At 71.2% G+C, this 23,499-nt stretch carries 21 protein-coding genes; 14 read left to right on the top strand and 7 right to left on the bottom strand.

All coding sequences use genetic code 11. The features are described 5' to 3' along the window. The first annotated feature begins 55 nt into the window (after nucleotides 1-55). Nucleotides 56-352: a hypothetical protein gene (locus ACQPYK_RS31935; protein WP_433239056.1), complete on the top strand. Its 297-nt coding sequence runs from the start codon at nucleotides 56-58 to the stop codon at nucleotides 350-352. Nucleotides 353-378: 26 nt separating this feature from the next. Here the strand turns inward: ACQPYK_RS31935 and ACQPYK_RS31930 are convergent, their stop codons facing one another. Next, a complete protein-coding gene (locus ACQPYK_RS31930; protein ID WP_433239053.1) occupies nucleotides 379-1,137 on the bottom strand; it encodes a PaaX family transcriptional regulator C-terminal domain-containing protein in 759 nt (252 codons plus the stop codon). Between the two features lie 76 nt (nucleotides 1,138-1,213). On the opposite strand from ACQPYK_RS31930, the gene ACQPYK_RS31925 reads away from it, so the two are divergent. Next, nucleotides 1,214-2,968, top strand: coding sequence for an acyl-CoA dehydrogenase family protein (locus tag ACQPYK_RS31925; protein ID WP_433239050.1), 1,755 nt, complete (start codon nucleotides 1,214-1,216; stop codon nucleotides 2,966-2,968). Between the two features lie 35 nt (nucleotides 2,969-3,003). Here ACQPYK_RS31925 and ACQPYK_RS31920 read toward each other — a convergent pair whose 3' ends face one another. Together ACQPYK_RS31920 and dapD are read right to left on the bottom strand one after the other, a co-directional pair. After that, nucleotides 3,004-3,618 carry a hypothetical protein gene (locus ACQPYK_RS31920; protein WP_433239047.1) on the bottom strand — a complete coding sequence of 205 codons (615 nt, stop codon included), beginning with the start codon at nucleotides 3,616-3,618 and terminating at the stop codon, nucleotides 3,004-3,006. 123 nt (nucleotides 3,619-3,741) lie between these two features. Continuing rightward, a complete protein-coding gene (gene dapD / locus ACQPYK_RS31915; RefSeq protein ID WP_433239044.1) occupies nucleotides 3,742-4,719 on the bottom strand; it encodes a 2,3,4,5-tetrahydropyridine-2,6-dicarboxylate N-succinyltransferase in 978 nt (325 codons plus the stop codon). Between the two features lie 93 nt (nucleotides 4,720-4,812). On the opposite strand from dapD, the gene ACQPYK_RS31910 reads away from it, so the two are divergent. Together ACQPYK_RS31910 and thrS are read left to right on the top strand one after the other, a co-directional pair. Continuing rightward, nucleotides 4,813-5,418, top strand: a complete 606-nt coding sequence (locus ACQPYK_RS31910) for a glycoside hydrolase family 25 protein (protein WP_433239041.1) — start codon at nucleotides 4,813-4,815, stop codon at nucleotides 5,416-5,418. Between the two features lie 70 nt (nucleotides 5,419-5,488). After that, nucleotides 5,489-7,465 (top strand): threonine--tRNA ligase, encoded by a 1,977-nt coding sequence (gene thrS, locus ACQPYK_RS31905; RefSeq protein ID WP_433239038.1) that lies wholly within the window; start codon nucleotides 5,489-5,491, stop codon nucleotides 7,463-7,465. 140 nt (nucleotides 7,466-7,605) lie between these two features. On the opposite strand, the gene ACQPYK_RS31900 is transcribed toward thrS, so the two are convergent. Beyond that, complete coding sequence (locus ACQPYK_RS31900) at nucleotides 7,606-8,259, bottom strand: Asp23/Gls24 family envelope stress response protein (RefSeq protein ID WP_433239035.1); 654 nt, start codon at nucleotides 8,257-8,259, stop codon at nucleotides 7,606-7,608. Nucleotides 8,260-8,483: 224 nt separating this feature from the next. On the opposite strand from ACQPYK_RS31900, the gene ACQPYK_RS31895 reads away from it, so the two are divergent. Continuing rightward, nucleotides 8,484-9,035 carry an HIT family protein gene (locus ACQPYK_RS31895; protein ID WP_433239032.1) on the top strand — a complete coding sequence of 184 codons (552 nt, stop codon included), beginning with the start codon at nucleotides 8,484-8,486 and terminating at the stop codon, nucleotides 9,033-9,035. Here the strand turns inward: ACQPYK_RS31895 and ACQPYK_RS31890 are convergent. From ACQPYK_RS31890 to ACQPYK_RS31880, 3 genes are all read right to left on the bottom strand, one after another. After that, a complete protein-coding gene (locus ACQPYK_RS31890) occupies nucleotides 8,978-11,140 on the bottom strand; it encodes a hypothetical protein (protein WP_433239029.1) in 2,163 nt (720 codons plus the stop codon). The two genes, ACQPYK_RS31895 and ACQPYK_RS31890, sit on opposite strands and share 58 nt — an antisense overlap. A 190-nt stretch (nucleotides 11,141-11,330) precedes the next feature. After that, nucleotides 11,331-12,935 (bottom strand): glycoside hydrolase family 10 protein, encoded by a 1,605-nt coding sequence (locus ACQPYK_RS31885; RefSeq protein WP_433239026.1) that lies wholly within the window; start codon nucleotides 12,933-12,935, stop codon nucleotides 11,331-11,333. A 128-nt stretch (nucleotides 12,936-13,063) separates the two neighbouring features. After that, complete coding sequence (locus ACQPYK_RS31880) at nucleotides 13,064-15,196, bottom strand: elongation factor G-like protein EF-G2 (RefSeq protein ID WP_433239023.1); 2,133 nt, start codon at nucleotides 15,194-15,196, stop codon at nucleotides 13,064-13,066. A 196-nt stretch (nucleotides 15,197-15,392) separates the two neighbouring features. Between ACQPYK_RS31880 and pgsA the strand changes: the two genes are divergently transcribed. From pgsA to ACQPYK_RS31835, 9 genes are all read left to right on the top strand, one after another. Then, complete coding sequence (gene pgsA / locus ACQPYK_RS31875) at nucleotides 15,393-16,010, top strand: phosphatidylinositol phosphate synthase (protein ID WP_433239020.1); 618 nt, start codon at nucleotides 15,393-15,395, stop codon at nucleotides 16,008-16,010. Nucleotides 16,011-16,021: 11 nt separating this feature from the next. After that, nucleotides 16,022-16,936 carry a phosphatidylinositol mannoside acyltransferase gene (locus tag ACQPYK_RS31870; RefSeq protein WP_433239017.1) on the top strand — a complete coding sequence of 305 codons (915 nt, stop codon included), beginning with the start codon at nucleotides 16,022-16,024 and terminating at the stop codon, nucleotides 16,934-16,936. After that, entirely contained in the window at nucleotides 16,933-18,060 is a 1,128-nt protein-coding gene (locus ACQPYK_RS31865) for a glycosyltransferase family 4 protein (RefSeq protein ID WP_433239014.1), read from the top strand. Before ACQPYK_RS31870 ends, ACQPYK_RS31865 begins: the two co-directional genes overlap by 4 nt. Then, a complete protein-coding gene (locus ACQPYK_RS31860) occupies nucleotides 18,057-18,596 on the top strand; it encodes a hypothetical protein (RefSeq protein ID WP_433239011.1) in 540 nt (179 codons plus the stop codon). The genes ACQPYK_RS31865 and ACQPYK_RS31860 overlap by 4 nt, the downstream gene beginning before the upstream one ends. 167 nt (nucleotides 18,597-18,763) lie before the next feature. Next, a complete protein-coding gene (locus ACQPYK_RS31855; protein ID WP_433239008.1) occupies nucleotides 18,764-19,777 on the top strand; it encodes a DUF3048 domain-containing protein in 1,014 nt (337 codons plus the stop codon). Nucleotides 19,778-19,956: 179 nt separating this feature from the next. Next, nucleotides 19,957-20,871, top strand: coding sequence for a pyridoxal 5'-phosphate synthase lyase subunit PdxS (gene pdxS / locus ACQPYK_RS31850; RefSeq protein WP_433239005.1), 915 nt, complete (start codon nucleotides 19,957-19,959; stop codon nucleotides 20,869-20,871). Between the two features lie 128 nt (nucleotides 20,872-20,999). Beyond that, entirely contained in the window at nucleotides 21,000-22,703 is a 1,704-nt protein-coding gene (locus ACQPYK_RS31845) for an alkaline phosphatase D family protein (protein WP_433239002.1), read from the top strand. A gap of 81 nt (nucleotides 22,704-22,784) precedes the next feature. Continuing rightward, complete coding sequence (locus tag ACQPYK_RS31840) at nucleotides 22,785-23,201, top strand: MarR family winged helix-turn-helix transcriptional regulator (RefSeq protein WP_433238999.1); 417 nt, start codon at nucleotides 22,785-22,787, stop codon at nucleotides 23,199-23,201. Between the two features lie 104 nt (nucleotides 23,202-23,305). Beyond that, nucleotides 23,306-23,437: a hypothetical protein gene (locus ACQPYK_RS31835; RefSeq protein ID WP_433238996.1), complete on the top strand. Its 132-nt coding sequence runs from the start codon at nucleotides 23,306-23,308 to the stop codon at nucleotides 23,435-23,437. Nucleotides 23,438-23,499: the final 62 nt, after the last annotated feature.

The following is a 23,499-nucleotide window of genomic DNA, read 5'->3' as shown; positions in this document are numbered from 1 at the left end:
CGCGCCGGCCTTCGTGATCGGGCCGCCGGACCGCCAGGACGTGACGGCCCACCGGGTGAGCGCTGACAGGGTCGATCCGGCCGACAGCGCGGAGCCGAGGGAGAAGGCCGACGTGGCCGAGCCGATCGATCCGGCCGACAGTGCCGAGCCGATGGACCCGGCCGAGAGCACCGAGCCGATGGAGAAGGCCGACGCGGCCGAGCCGATGGACCCCAGGGACAGTACCGAGCCCGCGGATCCGAGGGACCCGACGGACAGGAACGAGCCCGCGGATCCGATGGACAGGATCGAGTTCGTCGACCCGATGGACAAAATCGAGTTCTTCGAGTTGATCGACCACAACGAGTCCTGATTTTTCGGCATAACGGCAATCATGCTCTATCCGCCGGCCGGTGTGATCTCCAGATGGTCGCGGACGATGCCTTCGAACTCGGCCTCGAACAGGTCGTAGCGGTGCCTGAGATCGTCGCCGGGCCAGTCTCCGGGCAGCAACTCCGCCGGCAGGAGGGGATCGGCCAGCAGATGGCGCAGGGCGGCGGCGGCCAGGGTGAACCGGTCGGCGACGGTGGCCGCCGCGTCGAACGCGTTCCGCAGCGCCCGCGCGCGCCCGGCCCAGCCGGGCAGGTCCCAGAGCGATCCCGCCAGCGAGGCGGGATCCTCCTCGGGCACCGCCCGCAGGAAAGTGCACCGCCCGGCCACGACGGGAGGCCGCTCCCCGGTCAGGTTGTCCGGCCGCATCCACACGCCCTCGCGGACCTCCGCCAGGCGCAGTGCCGTCACGGCCTCCCGGAACGCGGCCCGTTCGGCGGCCGGTCGCCGCTCCGCGGTGACGATCGCGACCTCCCAGGTGCCGTCCCAGAGACGGGTGCTGGGCGAGCGGCTCTCGTCCTGGCGGGCCTGGCGCAGGCGCAGGCGCTCGCCGAGCTCGTAGAAGCCCTCCGGCTGCCCGAGGTCGCCCGCGGCGACCATGCGCGACAGCGCGACCCTGACCGTGCCCTCGGAGATGCCGAACAGGCCGCCCACGCGCACCAGGTGGCCGGCCCTCAGCCGCGGTGGATGGGTGCCCAGCAGCGTGCTGAGAATGACCGAGCGTGCGGTCAGCGGCCGCAGCCGGAGCGGATCGTCTTCGTTCGTCATCACTGGCCGCCGAGCTTACCCACCCTCCCGAGATTACATCTTTTCATCAGGTGTAGGAAAAGCGTAATGTCCAGGCATGGCTTCCTACCTCACCGAGCCGGTCGACCGGCTGCCCTTCGGCGGCCCGGACAAGGCCCGCCGCTACGCCACCGAGCGCTACCGCGGCGCGGCCGGCCTCAACTGGTACGGCTCCGACCCCACGCTGCGCCTGCTGATGCGCCGCCACCTCGGCGCCGACGCCCTGGAGTGGGCGACGCCGCACCTGGAGAAGGCCGGCGCGCTGATGGCCGGCCCCGTCCTGGAGCACGCCGAGGAGACCGACCGCAACCCGCCCCGGCTGGAGCGCTACGACCGGTGGGGCCACGACATCGGCCGAATCGTCATGCCGCCGTCCTTCGAGGCGGCCCGCCGGGACCTGGTGGCGGGCGCCTTCACCCGCCCGGAGTTCGTCCGGGAGGCCAAGGCGGCCGGGGCAGACCCGGTGACCATGGGACTGGCCTGGAACTACCTGCTCTACCAGGCCGACATCGGAATGGGCTGCGCGCTGGGCACCGGCGGCGACATGGTGGTGCTGATGGCCGAGGCGTTCGCGCCCGAGGACGTCAAGGAACGGGTCAGGGAGATCTTCGCCGAGGGGATGTTCTCCGGTGAGGCCGCGCAGATGTTCACCGAACGCACCGGCGGCTCCGACCTCGCGGCCCTGGAGTCCACCGCCACCCCGCAGGGGGACGCCTGGCGGCTGAACGGCCTGAAGTGGTTCGTTTCCAACGCCAACGGCTCCGCCTTCGTGGTGCTGGCCAAGGCCGAGGGAGCCCCCGACGGCGGCCGGGGCGTCGCGCCCTTCCTCGTGCTGCGCGAGCGTCGCGACGGTGGGCGCAACGGCATCCGGGTCCGCCGGCTCAAGGACAAGCTGGGCACCCGGTCGGTGGCCTCGGCGGAGATCGAGTTCACCGACGCCGAGGCGTTCCTGCTGGCGCCGCGGAGCGGGGACGCCGGCGACGGCAGAGGCCTGGGCCGGATGATGGAGCTGACCAACGGCGCCCGGCTCGGGATCGCCACGATGGGCCTGGGCTGCGCCCGGCGCGCCCTGGTCGAGTCGCTCTGCTACGCCCGCAGCCGCGAGGCCTTCGGCGCGGCCCTCATCGACCAGCCGCTCATGCGCCGCAAGCTGGCCGAGCTGATCGTCGAGGTCGAGGCGGCCCAGGCGCTGGTGTTCGACGGCTTCCACAACAGGCTGCGTCTCAGCCCCGCCCTGATCAAGCTCAGGGCCGCCCGGCTCGGCGTGACCGCGGCCGGCGACGCCATCGAGGTGCACGGCGGCAACGGCTACATCGAGCAGTGGCCGGTCGCCCGCATCCTGCGTGACGCGCAGGTCAACCCCATCTGGGAAGGCGGTGACAACATCCTCTGCCTGGACGTTCGCCGGGTCCTCGACAGGGACCAGCACCTGCCGTTCTTCGACCGGCTTGCGGAAGCCGTACGGCAGGCGCCGCCCGGCGACGACCCCACCGCCCGGCTGGTGTCGGAGCGGATCGACCGGCTGCGCGAGGCCGTGGATCTGTGGCGCGGCCTCGACCCGGTCACCGCCGAGGCCAGGCTCTTCCCCCTGGCGCAGTTCATGGCCGACGTCTACGCCGCCGCGCTGCTGCTGGAGCAGGCCGGCTGGGAGCGCCGCGAGCTCGGCGGCGACCGCAAGGCGCTGGTCGCCCGCCTCTACGCCCGTGCCCACCTCGCCGACCACGGACCGCTGCGCGGCATCGACCACGCGGCCGAGGAGCTCGACCGGTTCAAGGACCTCGCCGACGGAGCCCTCACCGACGACAGGCCGTGATCGCGCGCGCCGCCCCCGGGGTCACCGGGGGCGGGTCAGACGCCGAAGGCGGCCAGGGTCGCCCAGGCCGAGCCGGCGCCGATGACGACCCCGGCGGCGACCTGGGCCGGAGTGTGGTGCCTGAGCCGCACCCGGGCCCAGCACACCGTCGCCACGATCAGCGCGCCCGCCACGAGGGTCGGTACGGCCGGCAGCACCCGAGCGAGCACCACCACGGTGCCCGCCGAGACGGCCGCGTGAAAGGAGACCTTCCACCTGAGCGTGATCGGGACCGTCAGCGCGAGCGCGGCCAGCATCGCGGTCACCGTGGCGACCAGTAGCCGGGGCGCGCCCAGGGAGGCCAGCAGCACCAGCGCGACGAGCACCGCGACGACCGCCACCAGCAGCGGCTTGGTCCGGCTCGCCCGGTCGACCAGGTGATGGGAGTCCAGCCGTCCCGAACGGACCCCGGCCAGGATCACCCCGGCCGGGACCCCGCCGCACAGCGCCGAGGCCACCAGCCCCCATCCCGCGCCCAGCCAGCCGTCCGCCACCAGCCCGACGACCGGAGGCAGCACGATGACCAGCACCTGGGGGGCGAACAACCCGGTGACCCACCGGGCGGCCGCCGCCGTGGCCCGCCGGCCGTACGCCGCTTCCTGACCGGTCATGCCACTCCCCATCGTCGCGAGGTCCATGATCCAAGACTGTCAGGTGGACGGCCCCGAGACGACCCCCGCCGGCCGACGGCCCGGCGAGCCGTACGACTCGGGGACCCGAGAGACCCGGCAGGCTCAGTCGTTGGCGTGCAGGGCGGTGTTGAGCTCCACACCGGTGCCCTGGCGGGCGACGACCTCGACGGCGCCGGAGGTGGAGTTGCGGCGGAACAGCAGGCCGGAGGAGCCGGAGAGCTCGGCGGCCTTGACGATCCGGCCGTCGGGAAGGATGACCTTGGTCCCCGCGGTGACGTAGAGGCCGGCCTCCACGACGCAGTCGTCGCCCAGGGAGATGCCGACGCCGCTGTTGGCGCCCAGCAGGCAGCGACCGCCGATGGAGATGACCTGCTTGCCGCCACCGGACAGGGTGCCCATGATCGAGGCGCCGCCGCCGACGTCGGAGCCGTCGCCCACGACCACGCCCGCGGAGATGCGGCCCTCGACCATGGAGGCGCCGAGCGTGCCGGCGTTGAAGTTGACGAAGCCCTCGTGCATCACCGTCGTGCCGCCGGCCAGGTGCGCGCCGAGGCGGACGCGGTCGGCCTCGGCGATCCGGACGCCGGAGGGCACCACGTAGTCGACCATCCGGGGGAACTTGTCCACGCCGTAGACGGTCACCTGGCCACGGGCGCGCAGACGCAACCGCACGGCCTCGAAGCCCTCGACCGGGCAGGGGCCGTGATTGGTCCACACCACGTTGCTCAGCACGCCGAACAGGCCGTCCAGGTTCTGCCCGTGCGGCTGGACGAGACGGGCCGACAGCAGGTGGAGGCGGAGGTAGGCGTCATGGGCGTCGGCCGGCGGCTCCGACAGCTTGGTGATCCCGGTGCGCACCGCGATCACCTCCACGCCGCGGTCCTCGTCCGGGCCGAGCAGTGCGGCGACCCCGGAGCCGAGGGCTTCGACGGCCTCCTCCGAGGTCAGCCGCCTGGTGCCCGGAGCCGGGGGCTCGCCCAGCTGCGGGGCGGGAAACCAGGTGTCGAGGACGGTCCCGTCCGTGGTGATGGTCGCGATGCCGACGCCGTGGGCGCCGGAGGACTGAGCTGCTGCGTTCACGCCGACCAAGCCTAGTCAAAGCCGGTGCAATGGCCGTACGCCGAGGGAGCGTTGGGCGTGTGTCGCTGTCGCGCGGTCATTAGCGTGGCCGCCATGTTGCGTGGCATCGATGTGTCGAACTGGCAGGGCGCCGTCGACTGGGACCACCATGCCAACAACGGGATCTCCTTCGCCTTCGCCAAGGCGACCGAGGGAGGCACCTTCACCGACCGGTGGTTCACCAGGAACTGGGTCGGCATGCGGGAGAGCTGGCTCGTGTGCGGGGCCTACCACTTCGCCCGCCCCGCCGGCGATCCGGAGATCCAGGCGGGACACTTCCTGCGGGCCGTACGGCGGGCCGGTGGCCTGCACCGGGGCGACCTGCTCGCGCTCGACCTGGAGACCAACGACCACCTGCCCGCCCGGAGGGTGTCCGACTTCGCCCGCCGCTGGTGCCAGACGGTCACCGCGCTGGCCGGGGTGCGACCGGTGATCTACACGTTCCTGGGGTTCGCGCTGAACGGCAACTGCGCCGGGCTGGAGGAATACCCCCTGTGGATCTCCGCCCCCGACGACCCCCGGGGCCGGCCGGACGTGCCCGTGCCGTGGCAGAGGTGGACCATCCACCAGCACACCAGCATCCCCGTGGACCGCAACGTCTTCCGGGGCACCCGGGCCGACCTCACCTCGCTGGGTTACCGGCGCGGGCGCGATGCCTGAGATATCCCGTGGCGGACACCGGTAGCATCGATGGCTAGACCTAGATGTCACCGTCTTTCAGGGAGTAACCGTGTCCACCGTGCCAGAACTTCGTATCACCCTCGCCGGAGCCGAGCGTGTGGTGGCGGAGGGCACGACGTACGGCGACGCGCTCGGAGCCGACGGCCGCTCGGTGGTCGCCGCCCGGGCCGACGGAGAGCTGAGAGACCTGGCGGCACCCGTCGCCGGGGGAGAGGTGATCGAGCCGGTCGCGGTCGACAGCCCCGACGGCCGGGCGATCGTGCGCCATTCCACCGCGCACGTCATGGCCCAGGCCGTCCAGGAGCTGTTCCCCGAGGCCAAGCTGGGCATCGGCCCGCCGGTCGAGAACGGCTTCTACTACGACTTCGACGTCAAGAACCCGTTCACCCCCGACGACCTCAAGCGCATCGAGAAGCGCATGCGCGAGATCGTCAAGCAGGGGCAGCTCTTCTCCCGCCGGCCCGTCTCCGACGACGACGCGCGCGAGGAGCTGGCGGCCGAGCCGTACAAGCTGGAGCTCATCGGCCTCAAGGGCGGCGCCGGCGCGCAGGAGGACGGGGCCGACGTCGAGGTGGGCGGTGCCGAGCTGAGCATCTACGACAACCTCGATCCCAAGTCCGGCGACCTGTGCTGGAAGGACCTGTGCCGCGGCCCCCACGTGCCGACCACCCGGTCCATCCCGGCGTTCAAGCTGATGCGCTCCGGCGGCGCCTACTGGCGGGGCAGCGAGAAGAACCCGCAGCTCCAGCGGATCTACGGCACCGCCTGGGAGTCCCGCGAGAAGCAGGACGAATACCTCCACCTGCTGGAGGAGGCCGAAAAGCGCGACCACCGCAAGCTGGGCGCCGAGCTCGACCTGTTCTCCTTCCCCGACGAGCTGGGCTCCGGCCTGCCGGTCTTCCACCCCAAGGGCGGCGTGATCCGCCGCGTCATGGAGGACTACTCGCGCAAGCGGCACGAGGAGGCGGGCTACTCCTTCGTCAACACCCCGCACATCACCAAGAGCAAGCTCTACGAGATCTCCGGCCACCTCGACTGGTACAAGGACGGCATGTTCCCGGCCATGGAGCTGGAGGGGGCGGAGTATTACCTCAAGCCGATGAACTGCCCGATGCACAACCTGATCTTCAGGTCCCGCGGGCGTTCCTACCGGGAGCTGCCGCTGCGGCTGTTCGAGTTCGGCACGGTCTACCGCTACGAGAAGTCCGGCGTCATCCACGGTCTGACCCGCGTGCGCGGCATGACGCAGGACGACGCGCACATCTACTGCACTCACGACCAGATGCGCGACGAGCTCAAGTCGCTGCTGCGCTTCGTGCTCGACCTGCTCCGCGACTACGGGCTCGAGGACTTCTACCTGGAGCTGTCGACGAAGGACCCGGAGAAGTTCGTCGGCTCCGACGAGGTGTGGGAGGAGGCGACCGAGACGCTGCGAGAGGTCGCCGAGTCCGAGAAGCTGGAGCTCGTCCTCGATCCCGGCGGTGCCGCCTTCTACGGGCCGAAGATCTCCGTCCAGGCCCGTGACGCCATCGGCCGCACCTGGCAGATGTCGACCATCCAGCTCGACTTCAACCTGCCCGAGCTCTTCGAGCTGGAGTATCAGGCCGCCGACGGCACCCGCCAGCGGCCCGTCAAGATCCACCGGGCGTTGTTCGGCTCGATCGAGCGCTTCTTCGGCGTCCTGGTCGAGCACTACGCGGGCGCCTTCCCTCCCTGGCTCGCCCCGGTCCAGGTGGTCGGCATCCCGATCGCCGAGGCCCACGCGCCCTACCTGCAGGACGTGGCCAAGAAGGCCCGTGAGCGAGGCATCCGGATCGAGGTGGACGCCTCCGACGACCGGATGCAGAAGAAGATCCGCAACGCGCAGAAGTCCAAGGTGCCGTTCATGCTCCTGGCGGGCGACGAGGACATCGCCAACGGCGCGGTCTCCTTCCGCTTCCGCAACGGCGAGCAGAAGAACGGCGTGCCGGTCGACGAGGCGATCAACGAGATCGTCGAGGCGATCGAGCGGCGCGTCCAGGTCTGACCCGGCGGCAGGGACGCGACCGTGTCGCGAGCAGTCGAGCAGTACGGCGGGCCGCCGCGGCGGCCCGCCGTATCGCTGTAGGCCGAGGCCGTCCCCCTGCTCGTCTCCGGGCCCGCGCCCGGAGACGGCCGGAGGGCACGTCAGGACTCGGCGGGCGTCTCCGGGTGATCCTCGCCGGGCAGGCGGACGTCGTCCACGTTGACGTTGACCTCGACGACCCGCATGCCCAGCATCCGGCTGACCGTGCGGGCCACGTTGGTCTTGACCTCGTTGGCCACGTCCATCACCACGTGCCCGTACTCCGCCACGATCGCCACGTCCACCGCGACCGTGCGGTCCTGCACGTGGGCGCTCACTCCCTGGGGCTCCCGCCGCCTGGCGCCGACGCGTTCGCGAGTCGACGGCACCGCGTCACCCGGGACCGAGCCCAGGCCGACGACGCCGGTCACCTCCAGGGTGGCGAGGGCGGCGACCTTCTCCACCACCTCGTCGGCGACCTTGATCCTGCCCTTCACCACGGCCGCGGCGACCGGTTCGGCGGCCGACCCGTTGACCGTCCCGCTGATCGAGCCGTTGACCGTCCCGTTGATCGGCCCGGTGACCGTCGTGGAGACCGGCTCCTCGGCCGGTTCCCCGATCGGCTCCTCGATCGGCTCGACGACCGGCTCGGGAAGCGAGGGGATGGACAGGGCCGAGGGGGAGGACAGGCCCAGGGAGAACGGGCGGGCGGTGGAGATGGTTTCCGCGGGAGAGCCGGTCTCCTCGGTGGTTTCCTCGACGGAGACGTCGGTCATGGGGTACTCCTCGGCTGTTGATGGTCACGCTCGCTGGGATTCTGCCGGAAGTCTGCACCATTTGTCGGCCCGTGCCGCGGTGGGCCGGTTTTGAACACCCTCCAGCAGGCCCGCCGGGGCCGCGAGTGGCGCCCGGTTTCCCGTGCCGGACGGTCCGGCGGGTTTCCGCTCCCTGACGGGAGGCGCCAAACCGAACAAATCCGCTTGGCAATATGCTGATCGCCATGAGCGAAGAGCCGGAGACGCAGCAAGGGACAGGGACGCCGGACGCGTTCGAGAGACTCTGGACTCCTCATCGGATGGCCTACATCAAGGGGAGCAACAAGCCGACGGGCCCGGGCCCCGGTGACGGCTGCCCGTTCTGCGAGATTCCCAAGCTGAGCGACGAGGACGGGCTGATCGTCGCACGAGGCTCCTCGGTCTTCGCCGTGCTCAACCTCTACCCGTACAACTCGGGTCACCTGATGGTCTGTCCCTACCGGCACGTGGCCGACTACGCCGACCTGGACGACGGCGAGACCACCGAACTCGCCGACTTCACCAAGCGGGCGCTGGTCGCCCTGCGCAAGGCCAGCGGCGCGCAGGGCTTCAACGTGGGGATGAACCTCGGCGGCGTGGCGGGCGCGGGCATCGCCGCGCACCTGCACCAGCACGTGGTGCCCCGCTGGGGCGGGGACACCAACTTCATGCCGGTGGTCGGTCACACCAGGGTGTTGCCTCAACTGCTCCGCGACACCAGGGAACTGCTCGCCGACTCCTGGCCTGCCTCTCCGTAGCGCGCCGTTCCGTCCTGCAGGGCCCTGATGCCCACCGACAGCACGAGCGGCACGCCGAGGGCGAGCGCCATGGACAGCACCGCCGCGCCCGAGTCGTTGACCAGCATCCCGACCACCCCGCTGACCAGCGTGCCGATCAGACCGGCCCGCAGAGCGGGAGAGTGACCGAACGCGGCGGGCAGCACCCCGGCGCTCGCGGCTCCGGGCCGCAGCAGCGCGTAGACCAGGAACGCGACCGCGGTGATCACGATCGGCATGAGGTTGGGGCTGAGCAGCGTGCCCAGCATCGCACCGAGCTTGCGGCCTATCACCTCCGTCGCCTCGCCGGTGAACACCTGGCCGACGAAGCGGCCCAGATGCGTCTGGGCGTCGGGCGGGCGCCGGTAGTCGAGGTAGGCGATGGCCATCACGGTGACGCCACCCGCCACGCAGAACGCGCCCAGCTTGACGATCGAGACGCGCCTGCCCGCGATCAGCATGGCGGTCACCGCGATGCCCGGCACGAAGGCGATCACGCCGCCGAAGTCGCTTCCCACCCCCGGCCAGCCGCCCAGGATCATCGCCGAGCACCCCAGCACCGCCACCGCGGCGACCGCCGCGATCCGGCGCCCCCCGCCGGACAGCCGGTGCGCGATCGAGGTGGCCAGCAGCAGCACCGACGTGGCGAAGAGCGCGAACGGGATGTTGCCCAGGCCGTAGTAGCGGGCGCCGACCACGGCGGTGTATCCCATCACGCTGTTGAGCTGCAGGGTCGTCCCGGTCAGCAGGTCACCGGCGAGCACCGCCGCGGTGACCCCGGCCACGACGGTCAGCGGGCCGAGCGGGTCGCGCCGCCAGGGACCGGCCAGCGCCACTGCGGCCAGCAGGAGCGCGAACCCGGCTATCCCGCCTGCCAGGACCGGCAACGGCGCCCCGCTGTGATGCCAGGGGGTGAGGTTGACCAGATAGGTCGACACCGGCAGCGACGCCAGCGCCAGCGCGGCCACCCGGACACCGCCGAGCCCGCGCCTGCGGCGCATCAGCAGGAACGCGGTGACGTAGAAGACGACCTGGAGCACGGCGACGGAGGTGAAGAAGACCCCGCCCATGCTTCTGATCGTCTGACCGGCCACATCGGCGTTGGCCAGCTCGGCCCGCGTCGCCTCGGTGCCGCCGATACGGTCCCCGCCCGCCTGCCAGGGCACCCCGATCACCGTCGCCGGCGCGGGGACGCCCGCCAGCGAGAGCATCGTGGAGGTGATGTCCGGCAGGATCGTGATGTCCTCGCGGTGGGTGGAGGCCGCTCCCAGGAGCCGGCCCGAGGCCCCCGGAGCGCGCATCATGGCCACCCGCAGGTGCGGCACGCTTCCGTGGTCGGACAGACCCGCCAGCAGCACGGTGGCGTCTTCGGGCAGCGCGCCCAGCACCGTCCCGGCCTTGGCGTCGGCCAGCCGCAGTGCCGCCGCGCGCTGCTGTCCGGTGAGTCTCTCCTCCGCCTCGGGGAGGCGTCCCCCGGCCACGTAGGGTCTGACCAGGTCGTCCACGTCCGCGGCGATCACCCGGCATTCGGTGAGCGCGCCGGCGCCGATCTGCGCGGGGGAGGGGGCGTAGCGGTCCACCCTCCCGGCCCGGTCGGCCAGAGCCAGCGCCGCGCCCGGGCCGACCGCGGACGTGCACTGTCCTGCGGCGTGCAGGGCCTCGCCGAGCGTCCCCGCCCCCTTCTGCCGGGCGACCTCGTGCAGGTAGGCATAGTCGGGGATGACCGCACCGCCTGTGCCGCCCGGGCTCGGGACGGGCACGGGCGGAAGCCCGCAGCCGTAGCCGACCGCGGACCGGGCCCCCGCCGACACCGTCAGCCATCCGTCGTAGGGGCAGGTCACCCGGCCGACGGCACGGACGGACAGCGAGCCCGCCGCGCTCTGGCCGGCCAGCCGCCACAGGTTCGGGGTGTCTTCGGGGCTGAGATCACTCCACTGCAGTCCGGGAACGCCGATCAGTGCCACTCGCCCGCCCGCCGGGGCGGCGGCCTGCGCCGCCGCCGACTGGCGGCCCGGTGGCGCGGCGTGCGCCGCCGCCGGCCAGAGAACGCTCAGGACCAGCGCGAGCGCGGCAAGCGTTCGCCTCACCAGTGACCTCCCAGACCTCGCCCAAATGCTGGCACCGTAGGGGAACATTGTGCCGCCGTCCAGCGAATCCGGTGATCGGCGGGGGTGTCGGGGCGGACCGGCGGCCGGCGGACCCGGCGGCCGGGGCGGACGGCCTGATCAAGCGGCCTGATCAGACGGTCGTGCCGGATGCCCGGGGCCGGCGGGTGGGTCAGGCGGGCGCGGCCTTGGCGGGCGGGCTCTCGTTGTGCAGGCGGTCCAGGGCGGTGACGAGGTAGGCGCCGGCGCCCGCGGTGGCGAAGGTCTGCCGGTCGCCGCCCGCGGCGGGCACCACCGCGACCAGGTTGCGGGCGTCGGCGGTGGCGCACTCGCCGACCTTGCCCGAGGGGATGTGGTAGATCGCGTAGGAACGGGCGCCGGCGGAGGACTTCCAGCTGAGCGTGGTCCCCTGGGTCCGCACGTCGGCGGGCTGGGCCGGGGCCTGGCCGCCGAGGTCCCTCATCAGGGGGAGCAGCGCCGGATGGGAGTAGTGGCCCTTGACGATCCGGTCCAGCACGCCCAGCGGGTTGGTCAGCAGCTGCTTGCCGCTGAAGTAGACGTCGCCGCCGACCTGCTCGTGCTTGCGGTTCTGGGTGAGATGCGAGGGCAGTTCGCCGGGCCTGGTCCAGGCGGGGGTGTCGGTGGCGCCGACCCGGTAGAGGCCCTGACCGATGTAGAGGTGCACGCCGGTGTCCTTGACCTCCTTCGCCCACCATGGCATCAGCACGTCGTAGTCGGCGGCCTTGAAACCGCGCGGCCAGTACAGCTGCGGCATGACGTAGTCGACCGTGCCCTTGCGGATCCAGTGGCGCGCGTCGGCGTAGATGGCGTCGTAGGCGGACATCCCGCCGGTGGCCGAGCCGGTGGGGTCCTCGGACTTGTTGCGCCAGATCCCGAACGGGCTGACGCCGAACTTCACGTGCTGCTTCGTCTCGTGCACGGTCTTGTCCACCTGCGCGATCAGCTTGTCGACGTTGGCGCGGCGCCAGTCGGCCAGCTTCCGGCCCTTGCCGTACTTCTTGAAGGCGGCGTCGTCGGCGAACTTCGCGCCCCCGCCCGGATAGGGGTAGAAGTAGTCGTCGAAGTGGACCCCGTCGACGTCGTAGCGCGTCACCACGTCCTTGACGATCGAGGCGACGTGGTCGCGGACCTGGGGCAGGCCCGGGTTGTAGTAGATCAGGCCCTCGTGCTTGACGATCCAGTCGGGGTGGCGCCTGGCCGGGTGGCCGGCCGGAAGCTTGTTCACGTCGCCGTCGGAGGCGGCGCGGTAGGGGTTGAACCAGGCGTGGAACTCCAGCCCGCGCCTGTGGGCCTCGGCGACCAGGAAGGGCAGCGGATCCCAGCCGGGGTCCTTGCCGGCCGTGCCGGTCAGATACTGCGACCAGGGCTCCAGCGCCGACTTGTAGAAGGCGTCGGAGGCCGGACGGACCTGGAGGAAAACCGCGTTGAACCGGCGCTTGACCGCGTTGTCGAGGATCCTGACGTACTCGGCCTGCTGCCTGGCGACGGGCAGTCCGGTCCGCGAGGGCCAGTCGATGTTCTTGACCGTGGCGATCCAGACGCCGCGCAGCTGCCTCTTGGGATACCTGGCGTCGGTCGTGCACGACATGGCCTGGGTGGACTCGGTGGTCGAGGCCGTCTCGGCGGTCGTCGTGGCGGCCGTGCGCTTGTGGGTCGCGGGCTTGGCCGCCGGGGCGTCCGGGCCGAAGGCGTAGGCGGCGCCGGTGGTGGCGACGGCGAGGACGGCGGCGGCGAGCAAAGGGCGTCCGGTTCGCATGGTTCCTCAGTCTGGCACCGGGACCGGGATGCTTCGGCCGAAAAAAGAAACCTTTTCGTTATACCGCTGTTACGCGGGTAAATTTTTGGGAGGCGTGCGGCCGACCGGCCGCACGCCTCCCGGCGAGGTCAACCGGCGACCTTGTCCACCAGGTGGGCCGGAAGGGGCTCGTAGCGCAGGAAGGTGCGCTGGAACGTCCCCGTGCCGTGTGACATCGATCTCAGGTCGATGGCATAGCGGGTGATCTCCAGCTCGGGCACCTCGGCACGGACCAGGGTGCGCCCGACGCCGACCGGTTCGGTGCCCAGGACCCGGCCTCTGCGTGAGGACAGGTCGGACATCACCGAGCCCACGTGGTCGTCGGCGACCAGCACGGCCACCTCGTCGACCGGTTCGAGCAGCAGCGTCGGCACCTTGGCCGCGGCCTCCTTCAGCGCGAGCGCCCCGGCGATCTGGAAGGCCATGTCGGAGGAGTCGACGGAGTGGGCCTTGCCGTCGTAGAGCGTCACCCGGACGTCCACCATGGGATAGCCGGCGACCACGCCGCGCTGCATCTGGGTGCGCACCCCCTTCTCCACCGAGGGGATGAACTGACGGGGCACGACGCCACCGACGATCTTGTCCACGAACTCGAAGCCCCCGCCGGAGGGCAGCGGCTCGACCTCCAGGTGGCAGATGGCGAACTGCCCGTGACCGCCGGTCTGCTTGACGTTACGGCCCAGCGCCTGGCACTTGCCGCCGAAGGTCTCCCGGAGCGGCACTCGCAGCTCGACCTTCTCCACCTCCACGCCGTGCCGCTTGCTCAGCCGGTCCAGCAGGACGTCGGCATGCGCCTCGCCCATGCACCACAGTACGAGTTGCCGGGTCTCGGCGTTGTTCTCCAGGCGGAGCGTGGGGTCTTCGGCGACCAGCCGTTGCAACGCCTGGCTCAGTTTGTCGTCGTCCGCCTTGGACCTGGGCTGGATGGCCACCGGCAGCAGCGGCTCGGGCATCGTCCAGGGGGTCATCAGCAGCGGCTGTTCCTTGTCGGAGAGGGTGTCGCCCGTCTCCGCGCGTGACAGCTTGGCCACCGCGACGATGTCGCCGGCCACGCATTTGGCCGCCGCGCGCTGGAGCTTGCCCAGGGGCGACGACAGCGCGCCGATGCGCTCGTCGACGTCGTGGTCCTCATGTCCCCGGTCGGTCAGGCCGTGTCCCGAGACGTGCACGGTCATGTCCGGGCGCAGCGTCCCGGAGAACACCCGGACCAGGCTGATCCGGCCCACGTAGGGGTCACTGGTGGTCTTGACGACCTCGGCCACGAGCGGCCCGTCGGGGTCGCAGACGATGCCGGAGACCGGCCTGCCGTCGATCGAGGTGATCTCCGGCATCGGGTGCTCTATCGGAGAGGGGAACCCCTGCGTGATGAGTTCGAGGACCTCCTGCGCGCCCACGCCGGTTCCGGTGACGAGCACGGGGTAGAAGCCGCCGCGTGCGACCGCCTTCTCCAGGTCGTCGATGAGGACCTTGGTGTCGATCTCCTCCCCGGAGAGGTAACGGTCCATCAGGGACTCGTCCTCGCTCTCCTGGATGATCCCCTCGATCAGGGCGCCGCGGTATGCCTCGATCTGATCCTGGTAGGAGGGGCCGGGGTCGTTCTCGGTCCGGGTGCCGGTCGCGTAGTTGTAGAACTTCTGGCTCAGCAGGCCGATCAGGCCGTTCAGCCGGCCGTTGGTCACCACCGGCAGGTACAGCGGGGCCACACCTTCGCCGAAGACGTCCTGGCAGGCGGTGAGCACCTCTTCGAAGTCGGCCCGCTGGTGGTCGTTCTTGGTGATCACGACCGCCCGGGGCATCCCGACCGTCGCGCACTCCTCCCACAGCATGCGGGTCAGGCCGTCCACGCCCTCGGAGGCCGAGACCACGAACAGCGCCGCGTCGGCCGCGCGCAACCCGGCGCGCAGGTCGCCGACGAAGTCGGCGTAGCCCGGGGTGTCCAGCAGATTGATCTTGATTTCGTTGTGGAGCATCGGCGCCACGGCGAGGTTCACCGAGCGCTGCTGGCGCATCTCGACCTCGTCGAAGTCGCTGACCGTGGTGCCGTCCTCGACTCGGCCGGGCCGCTGGATGGTCCGCGTGGCGGCCAGCAGGGCCTCCACGAGGGTCGTCTTTCCCGCACCGGAATGGCCGACCAGCACGACATTCCTCACCATGTCCGGCCGGTCGGCCGTGGGAGCCCTCCCCGCGGCTCCCACTGCCCCGCCGGTTGCTTTCTCTGCCACGTCGCCTCCCGCGTCGTTGCCGGAGCGCGGCCAGGTGCGGCCACACCCACGGGTCCGCTGCCGCGTCCATACACCGCAAGGACGCGGTCTGTTCACCAAATACCCATGTGGCGAATATCACAAGAGGTCCCGGCCGATCCGGTTGCGGAGCGTTGGATGCGCGCCCACAGACCGTTTGGCCTACGATCGGAGCGCGATGCTGAAACTTCTGCGCCCCGCCGTCACCCGAGTCTTGACCCCCCTGGGCAGGGCGCTTGCCCGCCGGGGGATCAGCCCCAACGTGGTCACCACGGTCGGCACGCTCGGCACCGTCGCCGCGGCCCTCTTCTTCTACCCCCGAGGAGACTTGTTCCCCGGCACGCTGGTGATCACGTTTTTCGTGCTGGCCGATCTCCTGGACGGCGTCATGGCCAGGATGACGGGGCCCGGAAGCGTCTGGGGCGCCTTTCTCGACTCCACCCTCGACCGGGTGGGCGACGCCGGGATCTTCTCGGGGCTGGCGATCTGGCTCACGCTGAGCGGCCAGCCGGTGCTGGCCGGGGTCGCGCTGTTCTGCCTCGTGGCCGGGGCGCTGGTGTCATACATCAAGGCCAGGGCCGAAGGCCTGGGCATGACATGTGACGTGGGCCTCGCCGAGCGGCCCGAGCGCCTGGTGGTCGGTCTGGTCGCGGCCGGCCTCGGCGGCCTCGGCGTGCCCTACATCCTGGCCGCCGGGCTCTGGCTGCTCGCCGCGGCCAGCGCGGTCACCGTGGGACAGCGCCTGCTGCACGTCCGCCGGCAGGCCGTCTCCGTCCCGCCCAGACCCCTCCGCTGATCGGGAGAGCGATGACCGACAAGCCGTCCCTGCAGGACCGTCTCGTCGCCGCCGGTTTCGGCGCCGGCTGGACGGTCGTGCCCCGCCTTCCCGAACGCCTCACCGCGTGGGCCTTTCGCACGGCCGCCGACCGGCTGTGGAAGCGTCACGGCACGTCGGTGCGCCGGCTGGAGGCCAACCTCGCCCGCGTCAGGGGGACCTCGCCGGACGACCCGGCGATCCGGGAGCTGAGCCGTGACGGCATGCGCTCCTACTTCCGCTACTTCCACGAGGTGTTCCGGCTGCCCTCCATGCCCGCCGAGGAGATCCTCTCCCGCGTGCGGACCGTCGGCGCCGAGCAGGTCTACGACACCCTCGCCGGGGGCCGCGGAGTGATCCTCGCCCTGCCGCACATGGGCAACTGGGATCTGGCGGGCGCCTGGTTCGTGGCCAAGGGGCACCCGTTCACCACGGTCGCCGAGCGGCTCAAGCCCGAGTCGCTCTTCCACCGCTACACCGCCTTCCGCGAGGGGCTGGGCATGGAGGTGCTGCCGCTCACCGGCGGGGAGGGGCACACCTTCGGCGTCCTGTCGCAGCGGCTGCGGGCCGGTCGCCCCATCGCCCTGCCCGCCGAGCGCGACCTGACGGCCAAGGGCGTCGAGGTGCAGTTCTTCGGCTCGGCCACGCGCATGCCCGCCGGGCCCGGCCTGCTGGCGGTGCACACCGGAGCCGCCCTTATCCCGGCGATCCTCTCCTTCGAGGGGCGCGACTGGGGAATCCACTTCCACGAGGAGATCGTGGTCCCCGCCGAGGGCGCCCGGAAGGAGAAGGTGGCCGTCGTCATGCAGAGCCTGGCCACCGTCTTCGAGAAGGGCATCACCGAACACCCGCAGGACTGGCACATGCTCCAGCGGCTCTGGCTCGAGGATCTGGAGCCACGCCGATGAGGATCGGCATCGTCTGCCCCTACATGTGGGACGTGCCCGGTGGTGTCCAGGTGCACATCCGCGACCTGGCCGAGGCCCTCATGGAGGACGGCCACCAGGTTCAGGTGATCGCGCCGGCGGGCGACGACGCGACGCTGCCCGCCTACGTGACCTCGGTCGGCCGCGCCGTTCCGGTCCCCTTCAACGGGTCGGTGGCCAGGATGTCGTTCGGTTTCCTGTCGGCCAACCGGGTGCGCCGCTGGGTGCGTGAGGGCCGGTTCGACGTGCTGCACGTGCACGAGCCGTTCATCCCCTCGGTAGGCCTGCTGGCCTGCTGGGTGGCCAGGGGGCCGATCGTGGCCACCTTCCACGCCTCCTACGCGCGTTCCCGCGCGTTCTCGGTCGCCTCCCCGGTGATCACCAGCGCACTGGAGAAGATCACCGCCCGGATCGCGGTGTCGGACGCGGCCAGGAAGACCCTGGTCGAGTTCATCGGCGGGGACGCCGTGCTCATCCCCAACGGGGTGACGGTCGGCCGCTACAGCGAGGCCGAGCCGCTGCCCGGCTGGGACGAGGGGGAGGTGATCGGCTTCCTCGGGCGGATGGACGAGCCCCGCAAGGGGCTGCCGGTGCTGCTGGAGGCGTTCACCCTGCTGGCCGCCGAGCGGCCCGGCCTGCGCCTGCTCATCGCCGGGCCCGGCGACGCCGCGGAGGTGCTGGGGAAGGTCCCGGCCCGCTTCCACGACCGGGTCGGCCTGCTCGGCATGGTCAGCGAGGAGGACAAGATCCGCGCCTACCATTCGGTGGACGTGTTCTGCGCGCCCAACCTGGGCGGGGAGAGCTTCGGCATCGTGCTCACCGAGGCGATGTCGGCCGGTGCCGCGATCCTGGCCAGTGACATCCCGGCCTTCCGCAAGGTCCTCGACGACGGTCAGGCCGGGGCGCTGTTCGAGACCGGCGACCCCGGGTCGCTCGCCCGCGAGGCCGCCGCGCTGCTCGACGACCCCGACCGCCGGGCCAAGCTGTCGCAGGAGGCTCGCCAGGCCGTCCGCAAGTACGACTGGTCCACGGTCGCCCGCGACGTCGTGCGCGTGTACGAAACGGTGGCCGGCGCCGCCGGGGTCGAGGAGGACGACGCGCAGTGACCACCACGCTGATCCTGGTGGTGGGGGCCGTCGTGCTGCTCACCGCCGTCTACGTCTCCTGGCGGGCGGGGCGGCTGGACCGGCTGCACATCCGGCTGGAGCTGGCCCGCGAGTCCCTGGACGCCGCCCTGGTACGGCGGACCGCCGTCTGCCTCGAACTGGCCGCCTCCCGGGTCCTGGATCCCGCGACCAGCCTGGTGCTGGCCGCGGCCGCCCACGAGGCCCGTACGGCGGGTCCCGAGGAGCGCGAGCACGCCGAGAGCGATCTGTCGCGCACCCTGCGGGCGGTGGCCGACCAGGAGCGCTTCCGCGACCGGCTGGTGGCCACTCCGGCGGGTCCGGACCTGCTGGAGGAGCTCGGCGCCGCGGTGGCCAAGGTGCTCTACTCGCGCCGCTTCTACAACAACGCGGTCGGGGTGACCCGCGCCGCCCAGCGTCGCTGGCTGGCCCGCACGTTGCGATTGGCCGGGCACACCGAATACCCGGACTTCTTCGAGATCGACGACACGCCTCCGCACGCCCTCGCCGCCGAGTAGGGAGGGCGCGCTGAGCCGAGGTGCCCGCGGGTGAGGAGCCGAAGTGCCCGTCGGGTGAACGGGGCGCGTCCAAAGCGGTGAATGGGGCGTGCACAAAGCGGGGTATCCGGCAAGTCGGACAGAGGTAAGCTCTTGGGCGTTTCGTGGCCGATTTGAGGAGATGAGCCGTGCGGGTGCCCCGGATGATCGCCGTCACGCTGGCGGGAGTGGCCGTTCTCGCGCCGGCCGCCGCCTGTTCTTCGGACGAGCCCGCCGCCGGTAAGGCCCCTGAGTCGGCCGCCGATCCGTCCTCGGCCCCGTCCCCGACCCAGGAGCCGACCCACCCCTTCACCGGCCTTCCCGGCTCGGCCCGCAGGGCCGTGCTCGCGGCGAAGATCGAGAACACCTCGGCGGGCAAGCCGCAGCTCGGCCTCAAGAGCGCCGACATCGTCTACATCGAGCAGGTCGAGGCGGGTCTGACCCGGCTCATGGCGATCTTCTCCTCGAAGATCCCGCCCAAGATCGGCCCGGTCCGCAGCGCCCGGATCTCCGACATGCACATCGTTCCGCAGTTCGGAAAGCCCGCCTTCGCCTATTCGGGCGCGCAGACCAAGATGCTGCCCATCATCGCGCAGTCGTCGCTGTTCGACGTCTCCGACAGCAGGGCCCCGGGGGCCTACTTCCGCCAGCCCGGCCGCTACGCGCCCTACAACCTGTTCGCCAACACCCGGCAGTTGCTGGCCCAGGCGCCCAAAGCGAGCAGGGCCAAGGACATCGGCCTGACCTTCGGCGAGGCCCCCGAGGGCGGTGCGCCCAAGAAGACGTTCACGCTGAGATACCCGGGCGCCCGCTTCACCTTCGCCTGGTCGCAGGCCGCCGGCAAGTGGCTGATCTGGCAGGACGGCAAGAAGGACATGGCGGCCGAGGGGGGCCAGCTCGGCGCGCCCACGATCGTCGTGCAGTACACCAAGACCGAGCGCTCGGAGTTCCACGACAAGAACCAGAGTTACACGCCCCTGGTGCACAGCACCGGCAAGGGCAGCGCGATCGTGCTCCGCGACGGCCAGGCGTTCAAGGCCAGATGGTCACGCGAGAGCGAGCAGGACGGCACCGTCTTCACCACCGAGGACGGGGAGCCGATGAACTTCACCCCGGGCCAGGTGTGGATCGCCCTGGCCGCCCGCAAGCCCGTCATCCCCTGATCGGGCGCCCCGGCCCGCGTTCGGGCGGTCCCGGTCTTCCATGATGTCCAAGAAGATCGCCCAGGACCGACAAGATGGTGTGTAAGGGGACAGCTGGATCAGCACCTACCATGGAGGTGTGATGGCCGTCCCCGCGGACGGCCCACGATCCGCAACCAGCCGTCGTGAGGTAGAAGACCGTGTCCAGCAGCACGCCCGAAGTCACCGAGACCGCCGTCACCGGAACCGCCCGGGTGAAGCGCGGCATGGCAGAGATGCTCAAGGGCGGCGTCATCATGGACGTCGTCAACGCCGAGCAGGCGAAGATCGCCGAGGACGCCGGCGCGGTCGCCGTCATGGCCCTCGAGCGGGTCCCCGCCGACATCCGCGCCCAGGGCGGCGTCTCCCGGATGAGCGACCCCGACATGATCGACGGCATCATCGGCGCCGTCTCGATCCCCGTCATGGCCAAGGCCCGCATCGGCCACTTCGTCGAGGCCCAGGTGCTCCAGTCGCTCGGCGTCGACTACGTCGACGAGTCCGAGGTGCTGACCCCCGCCGACTTCGCCAACCACATCGACAAGTGGCAGTTCACGGTGCCCTTCGTCTGTGGCGCGACCAACCTGGGCGAGGCGCTGCGCCGCATCACCGAGGGTGCGGCGATGATCCGCTCCAAGGGCGAGGCCGGCACCGGTGACGTCTCCAACGCCACCACCCACATGCGCAAGATCCGGGGCGAGCTCAAGCGCCTGTCCTCGCTGCCCGAGGACGAGCTGTTCGTCGCGGCCAAGGAGCTGCAGGCGCCGTACGAACTGGTCGCCGAGGTCGCCAAGACCGGCAAGCTGCCCGTCGTGCTCTTCACCGCCGGCGGCATCGCCACTCCGGCCGACGCCGCGATGATGATGCAGCTCGGCGCCGAGGGCGTGTTCGTCGGCTCGGGCATCTTCAAGTCCGGCAACCCGGCCCAGCGTGCCGCCGCGATCGTCAAGGCCACCACGTTCTACGACGACCCGGACGTCATCGCCAAGGTCTCCCGCGGCCTGGGCGAGGCCATGGTCGGCATCAACGTCGACGACATCCCGGCCCCGCACCGCCTGGCGGAGCGCGGCTGGTAGAAAATTTCGGGGAAGGCGGCATCCGTGAAGGATGCCGCCTTTTTCATGACCGGAGAAGTTCACTCCGTTGTCATGATCCTCCGCGAGGCTGACGGGCGTTCGTGCCCGATCCTCCTGGGAGGCCCCCCATGTCCCGGCTCACCCGACGTTCCTTTCTCGTCACCGGTATCGCGGCGGGGGCGGTGGCGGGCGTTCCCGCCGTCGCGAACGCCGACCCCGATCCCGATCCCGAGCCCGTCCCGGAGAGCGCCGCGTCCCTGACCTCCCGAGGCCTGAGTGCCGATCCCTTCACGCTCGGCGTCGCCTCCGGGGATCCCGACTCCGACGGCTTCGTGATCTGGACCCGGCTGGCGCCCCAGCCTCTCGCCGAGGACGGCCTGGGCGGCATGCCCGGCCGCCCCTTCCCGGTCCAGTGGCAGGTCTACGGCGACCCGGCCGGCCGGCGGGTCCTGCGACGGGGCGTCGCCCTGGCCACCCCGGAGTGGGGCCACAGCGTCCACGTCGAGCTGGACGGGCTCTCCTCCGACCGGGAGTACTGGTACCGCTTCAAAGTCGGCCCCTACGTCTCGGCGATGGGCCGCGCCAGGACCGCCCCGCACCTGCTCTCCTACGGCTCCGGCCTGGCGATGGCCTTCGTCTCCTGCGCCCAGTACGAGCACGGCTACTTCACCGCCTACCGGCGCCTGGCCGAGGAGCACCCCGACCTGATCCTGCATCTGGGCGACTACCAGTACGAGTACCGGCGCGACACCTACACCATCCCCGGCGGCAACGTCCGCCACCACGAGGGCCCGGAGACCGAGACCCTGGCGAACTATCGCCAGCGGCACGCCCAGTACAAGGCCGACCCGGATCTGCAGGCGGCGCACGCCGCCGCGCCGTGGCTGGTCGTCTGGGACGACCACGAGCTGGACAACAACTGGGCCGACGAGGTGCCGGAGAAGCCGGAGATCCCCCAGCCGAACTTCCTCGCCCGGCGCGAGGCGGCCTTCCGCGCCTACTACGAGAACATGCCCCTGCGCCGCGGATCGATCCCGCGGGGCATCGACATGCAGCTCTACCGGCGCGTCCGGTGGGGCAGGCTGGCCACCTTCCACATGCTCGACACCCGGCAGTACCGCAGCGACCAGGGCTGCGGCGACGGCTACAGCGACTGCCCCGCCGCGGTCGACCCCGCGCGCTCGATCACCGGCGACGCGCAGGAACGCTGGCTGCTGGACGGCTTCCGTCACTCGCGGGCGCAGTGGGACATCCTGGGCCAGCAGGTCTTCTTCGCCCAGCGCGACAACAACGCCGGACCGGCCAAGATCACCAGCCAGGACGCCTGGGACGGCTACGTCGCCTCGCGGCAGCGGATCACCCGGGGTTGGGTGGACGCGGAGGTGCGCAACCCCGTCGTGCTCACCGGTGACGTGCACGCCCACTGGGCCGGCGACCTCAAGCTCGACTACGACGACCCCACCACGCGCACGGTCGGCTCGGAGCTGGTCGCCTCCTCCATCACCACGGGCGGCGACGGCCGCGACTCCGATCCGAAGACCCAGCCGTTCCTGACGATCAACCCGCACCTGAAGTTCTACAACAACCAGCGCGGTTACGTGCTCACCCGGGTCGAGCGCGAGCGGCTCACCGCGGACTTCAAGGTGCTGCCGCAGGTCACCCAGGCGGGCGCGGCGGCGTACACCAAGGCGACCTTCGTGATCGAGGACAGGGTCCCGGGCGTCCAGCAGACCTACCTGCGCCCGCTGGACCCGTCGGTCAGCAGGGCGCCGGAGCCATCGGCGGACCAGCGGATCCAGGAGACCGTGGACTGGGAGACCAGGCGTCCCTGACCGCCTGCGGGGCGGCGTCCCACGGGGCGCCGCCCTTCCTTCGGGCTAATACTTAGCCAGACTAAATTAGGCTGGCTAAGTGTGACGACGGACGATCTGGCGCAGAGCCTTTCGAGAGAGCTGCGGCACCTGGTGCTGCTGCTTCGTCGCGTGGCGGCCGGACAGCCGCTCACCGGTCAGCAGTACGCCGTGCTGGGCTCGCTGGAGAGCGGGCCCCGCCGGATGACCGAGCTGGCCGAGGAGCACGGCGTCCAGCTGCCCACCATGACCGTGCAGATCAACCGGCTGGAGGAGCCCGGCCTGGTGAGGCGCGGCGGCGACCCGGCCGACGCCCGGGTCCGTGCGGTCGAGCTCACCGAAGAGGGCCGCACCCGCCTGGCCGCCGTCCGCCGTGCCCGCGTCGCCTACCTGACCGAGCAGCTCCAGGCGCTGACGGCCGAGGAACGCGCCGCCGTCGGCGCCGCGCTCCCGGCTCTCGCCAAGCTCGGCGACGCCTGACCCGCGGCCGGTCGCCTCCGCCGGGTACGACTTCGTCCGCTGGATGGGCGGGGCGCTCGCGCCGTACGTCGTCACCAAGCCGGGGGGAGGAGGTCGCCCCCGCCGTGCCGTACTTCCTCGGCGCGTTCTGCTGCCTGGCGGGCATGGCCGCCCTGTACGGCAGCCGCCACCACATGAGGAGCCTGGAGCGGGTCGACGCCGACCACGCGTTCCCGGACGCCCCCGTCGCCGCCTGAACCGCCCGGTTTGGGACGTCGCGCGTAGTGGCCATACGCTGAGAGTGCATTCCGAGCCCCTC

This window comes from Streptosporangium sp. CA-135522 (assembly GCF_050949235.1).
In the GTDB taxonomy this organism is placed as follows: domain Bacteria; phylum Actinomycetota; class Actinomycetes; order Streptosporangiales; family Streptosporangiaceae; genus Streptosporangium.
The sequence above is the reverse complement of the archived record's forward strand: the minus strand, read 5'-3'. Positions and strand labels throughout refer to the sequence as shown.

Excerpts from the sequence above, each read along its gene's own strand:
- ACQPYK_RS31930 (WP_433239053.1), bottom strand. The coding sequence starts at position 1,137 with ATGACGAACGAAGACGATCCGCTCCGGCTGCGGCCGCTGACCGCACGC.
- ACQPYK_RS31925 (WP_433239050.1), top strand. The coding sequence starts at position 1,214 with ATGGCTTCCTACCTCACCGAGCCGGTCGACCGGCTGCCCTTCGGCGGC.
- ACQPYK_RS31920 (WP_433239047.1), bottom strand. The coding sequence starts at position 3,618 with ATGACCGGTCAGGAAGCGGCGTACGGCCGGCGGGCCACGGCGGCGGCC.
- ACQPYK_RS31910 (WP_433239041.1), top strand. The coding sequence starts at position 4,813 with ATGTTGCGTGGCATCGATGTGTCGAACTGGCAGGGCGCCGTCGACTGG.
- ACQPYK_RS31900 (WP_433239035.1), bottom strand. The coding sequence starts at position 8,259 with ATGACCGACGTCTCCGTCGAGGAAACCACCGAGGAGACCGGCTCTCCC.
- ACQPYK_RS31895 (WP_433239032.1), top strand. The coding sequence starts at position 8,484 with ATGAGCGAAGAGCCGGAGACGCAGCAAGGGACAGGGACGCCGGACGCG.
- ACQPYK_RS31885 (WP_433239026.1), bottom strand. The coding sequence starts at position 12,935 with ATGCGAACCGGACGCCCTTTGCTCGCCGCCGCCGTCCTCGCCGTCGCC.
- pgsA (WP_433239020.1), top strand. The coding sequence starts at position 15,393 with ATGCTGAAACTTCTGCGCCCCGCCGTCACCCGAGTCTTGACCCCCCTG.
- ACQPYK_RS31870 (WP_433239017.1), top strand. The coding sequence starts at position 16,022 with ATGACCGACAAGCCGTCCCTGCAGGACCGTCTCGTCGCCGCCGGTTTC.
- ACQPYK_RS31865 (WP_433239014.1), top strand. The coding sequence starts at position 16,933 with ATGAGGATCGGCATCGTCTGCCCCTACATGTGGGACGTGCCCGGTGGT.
- ACQPYK_RS31845 (WP_433239002.1), top strand. The coding sequence starts at position 21,000 with ATGTCCCGGCTCACCCGACGTTCCTTTCTCGTCACCGGTATCGCGGCG.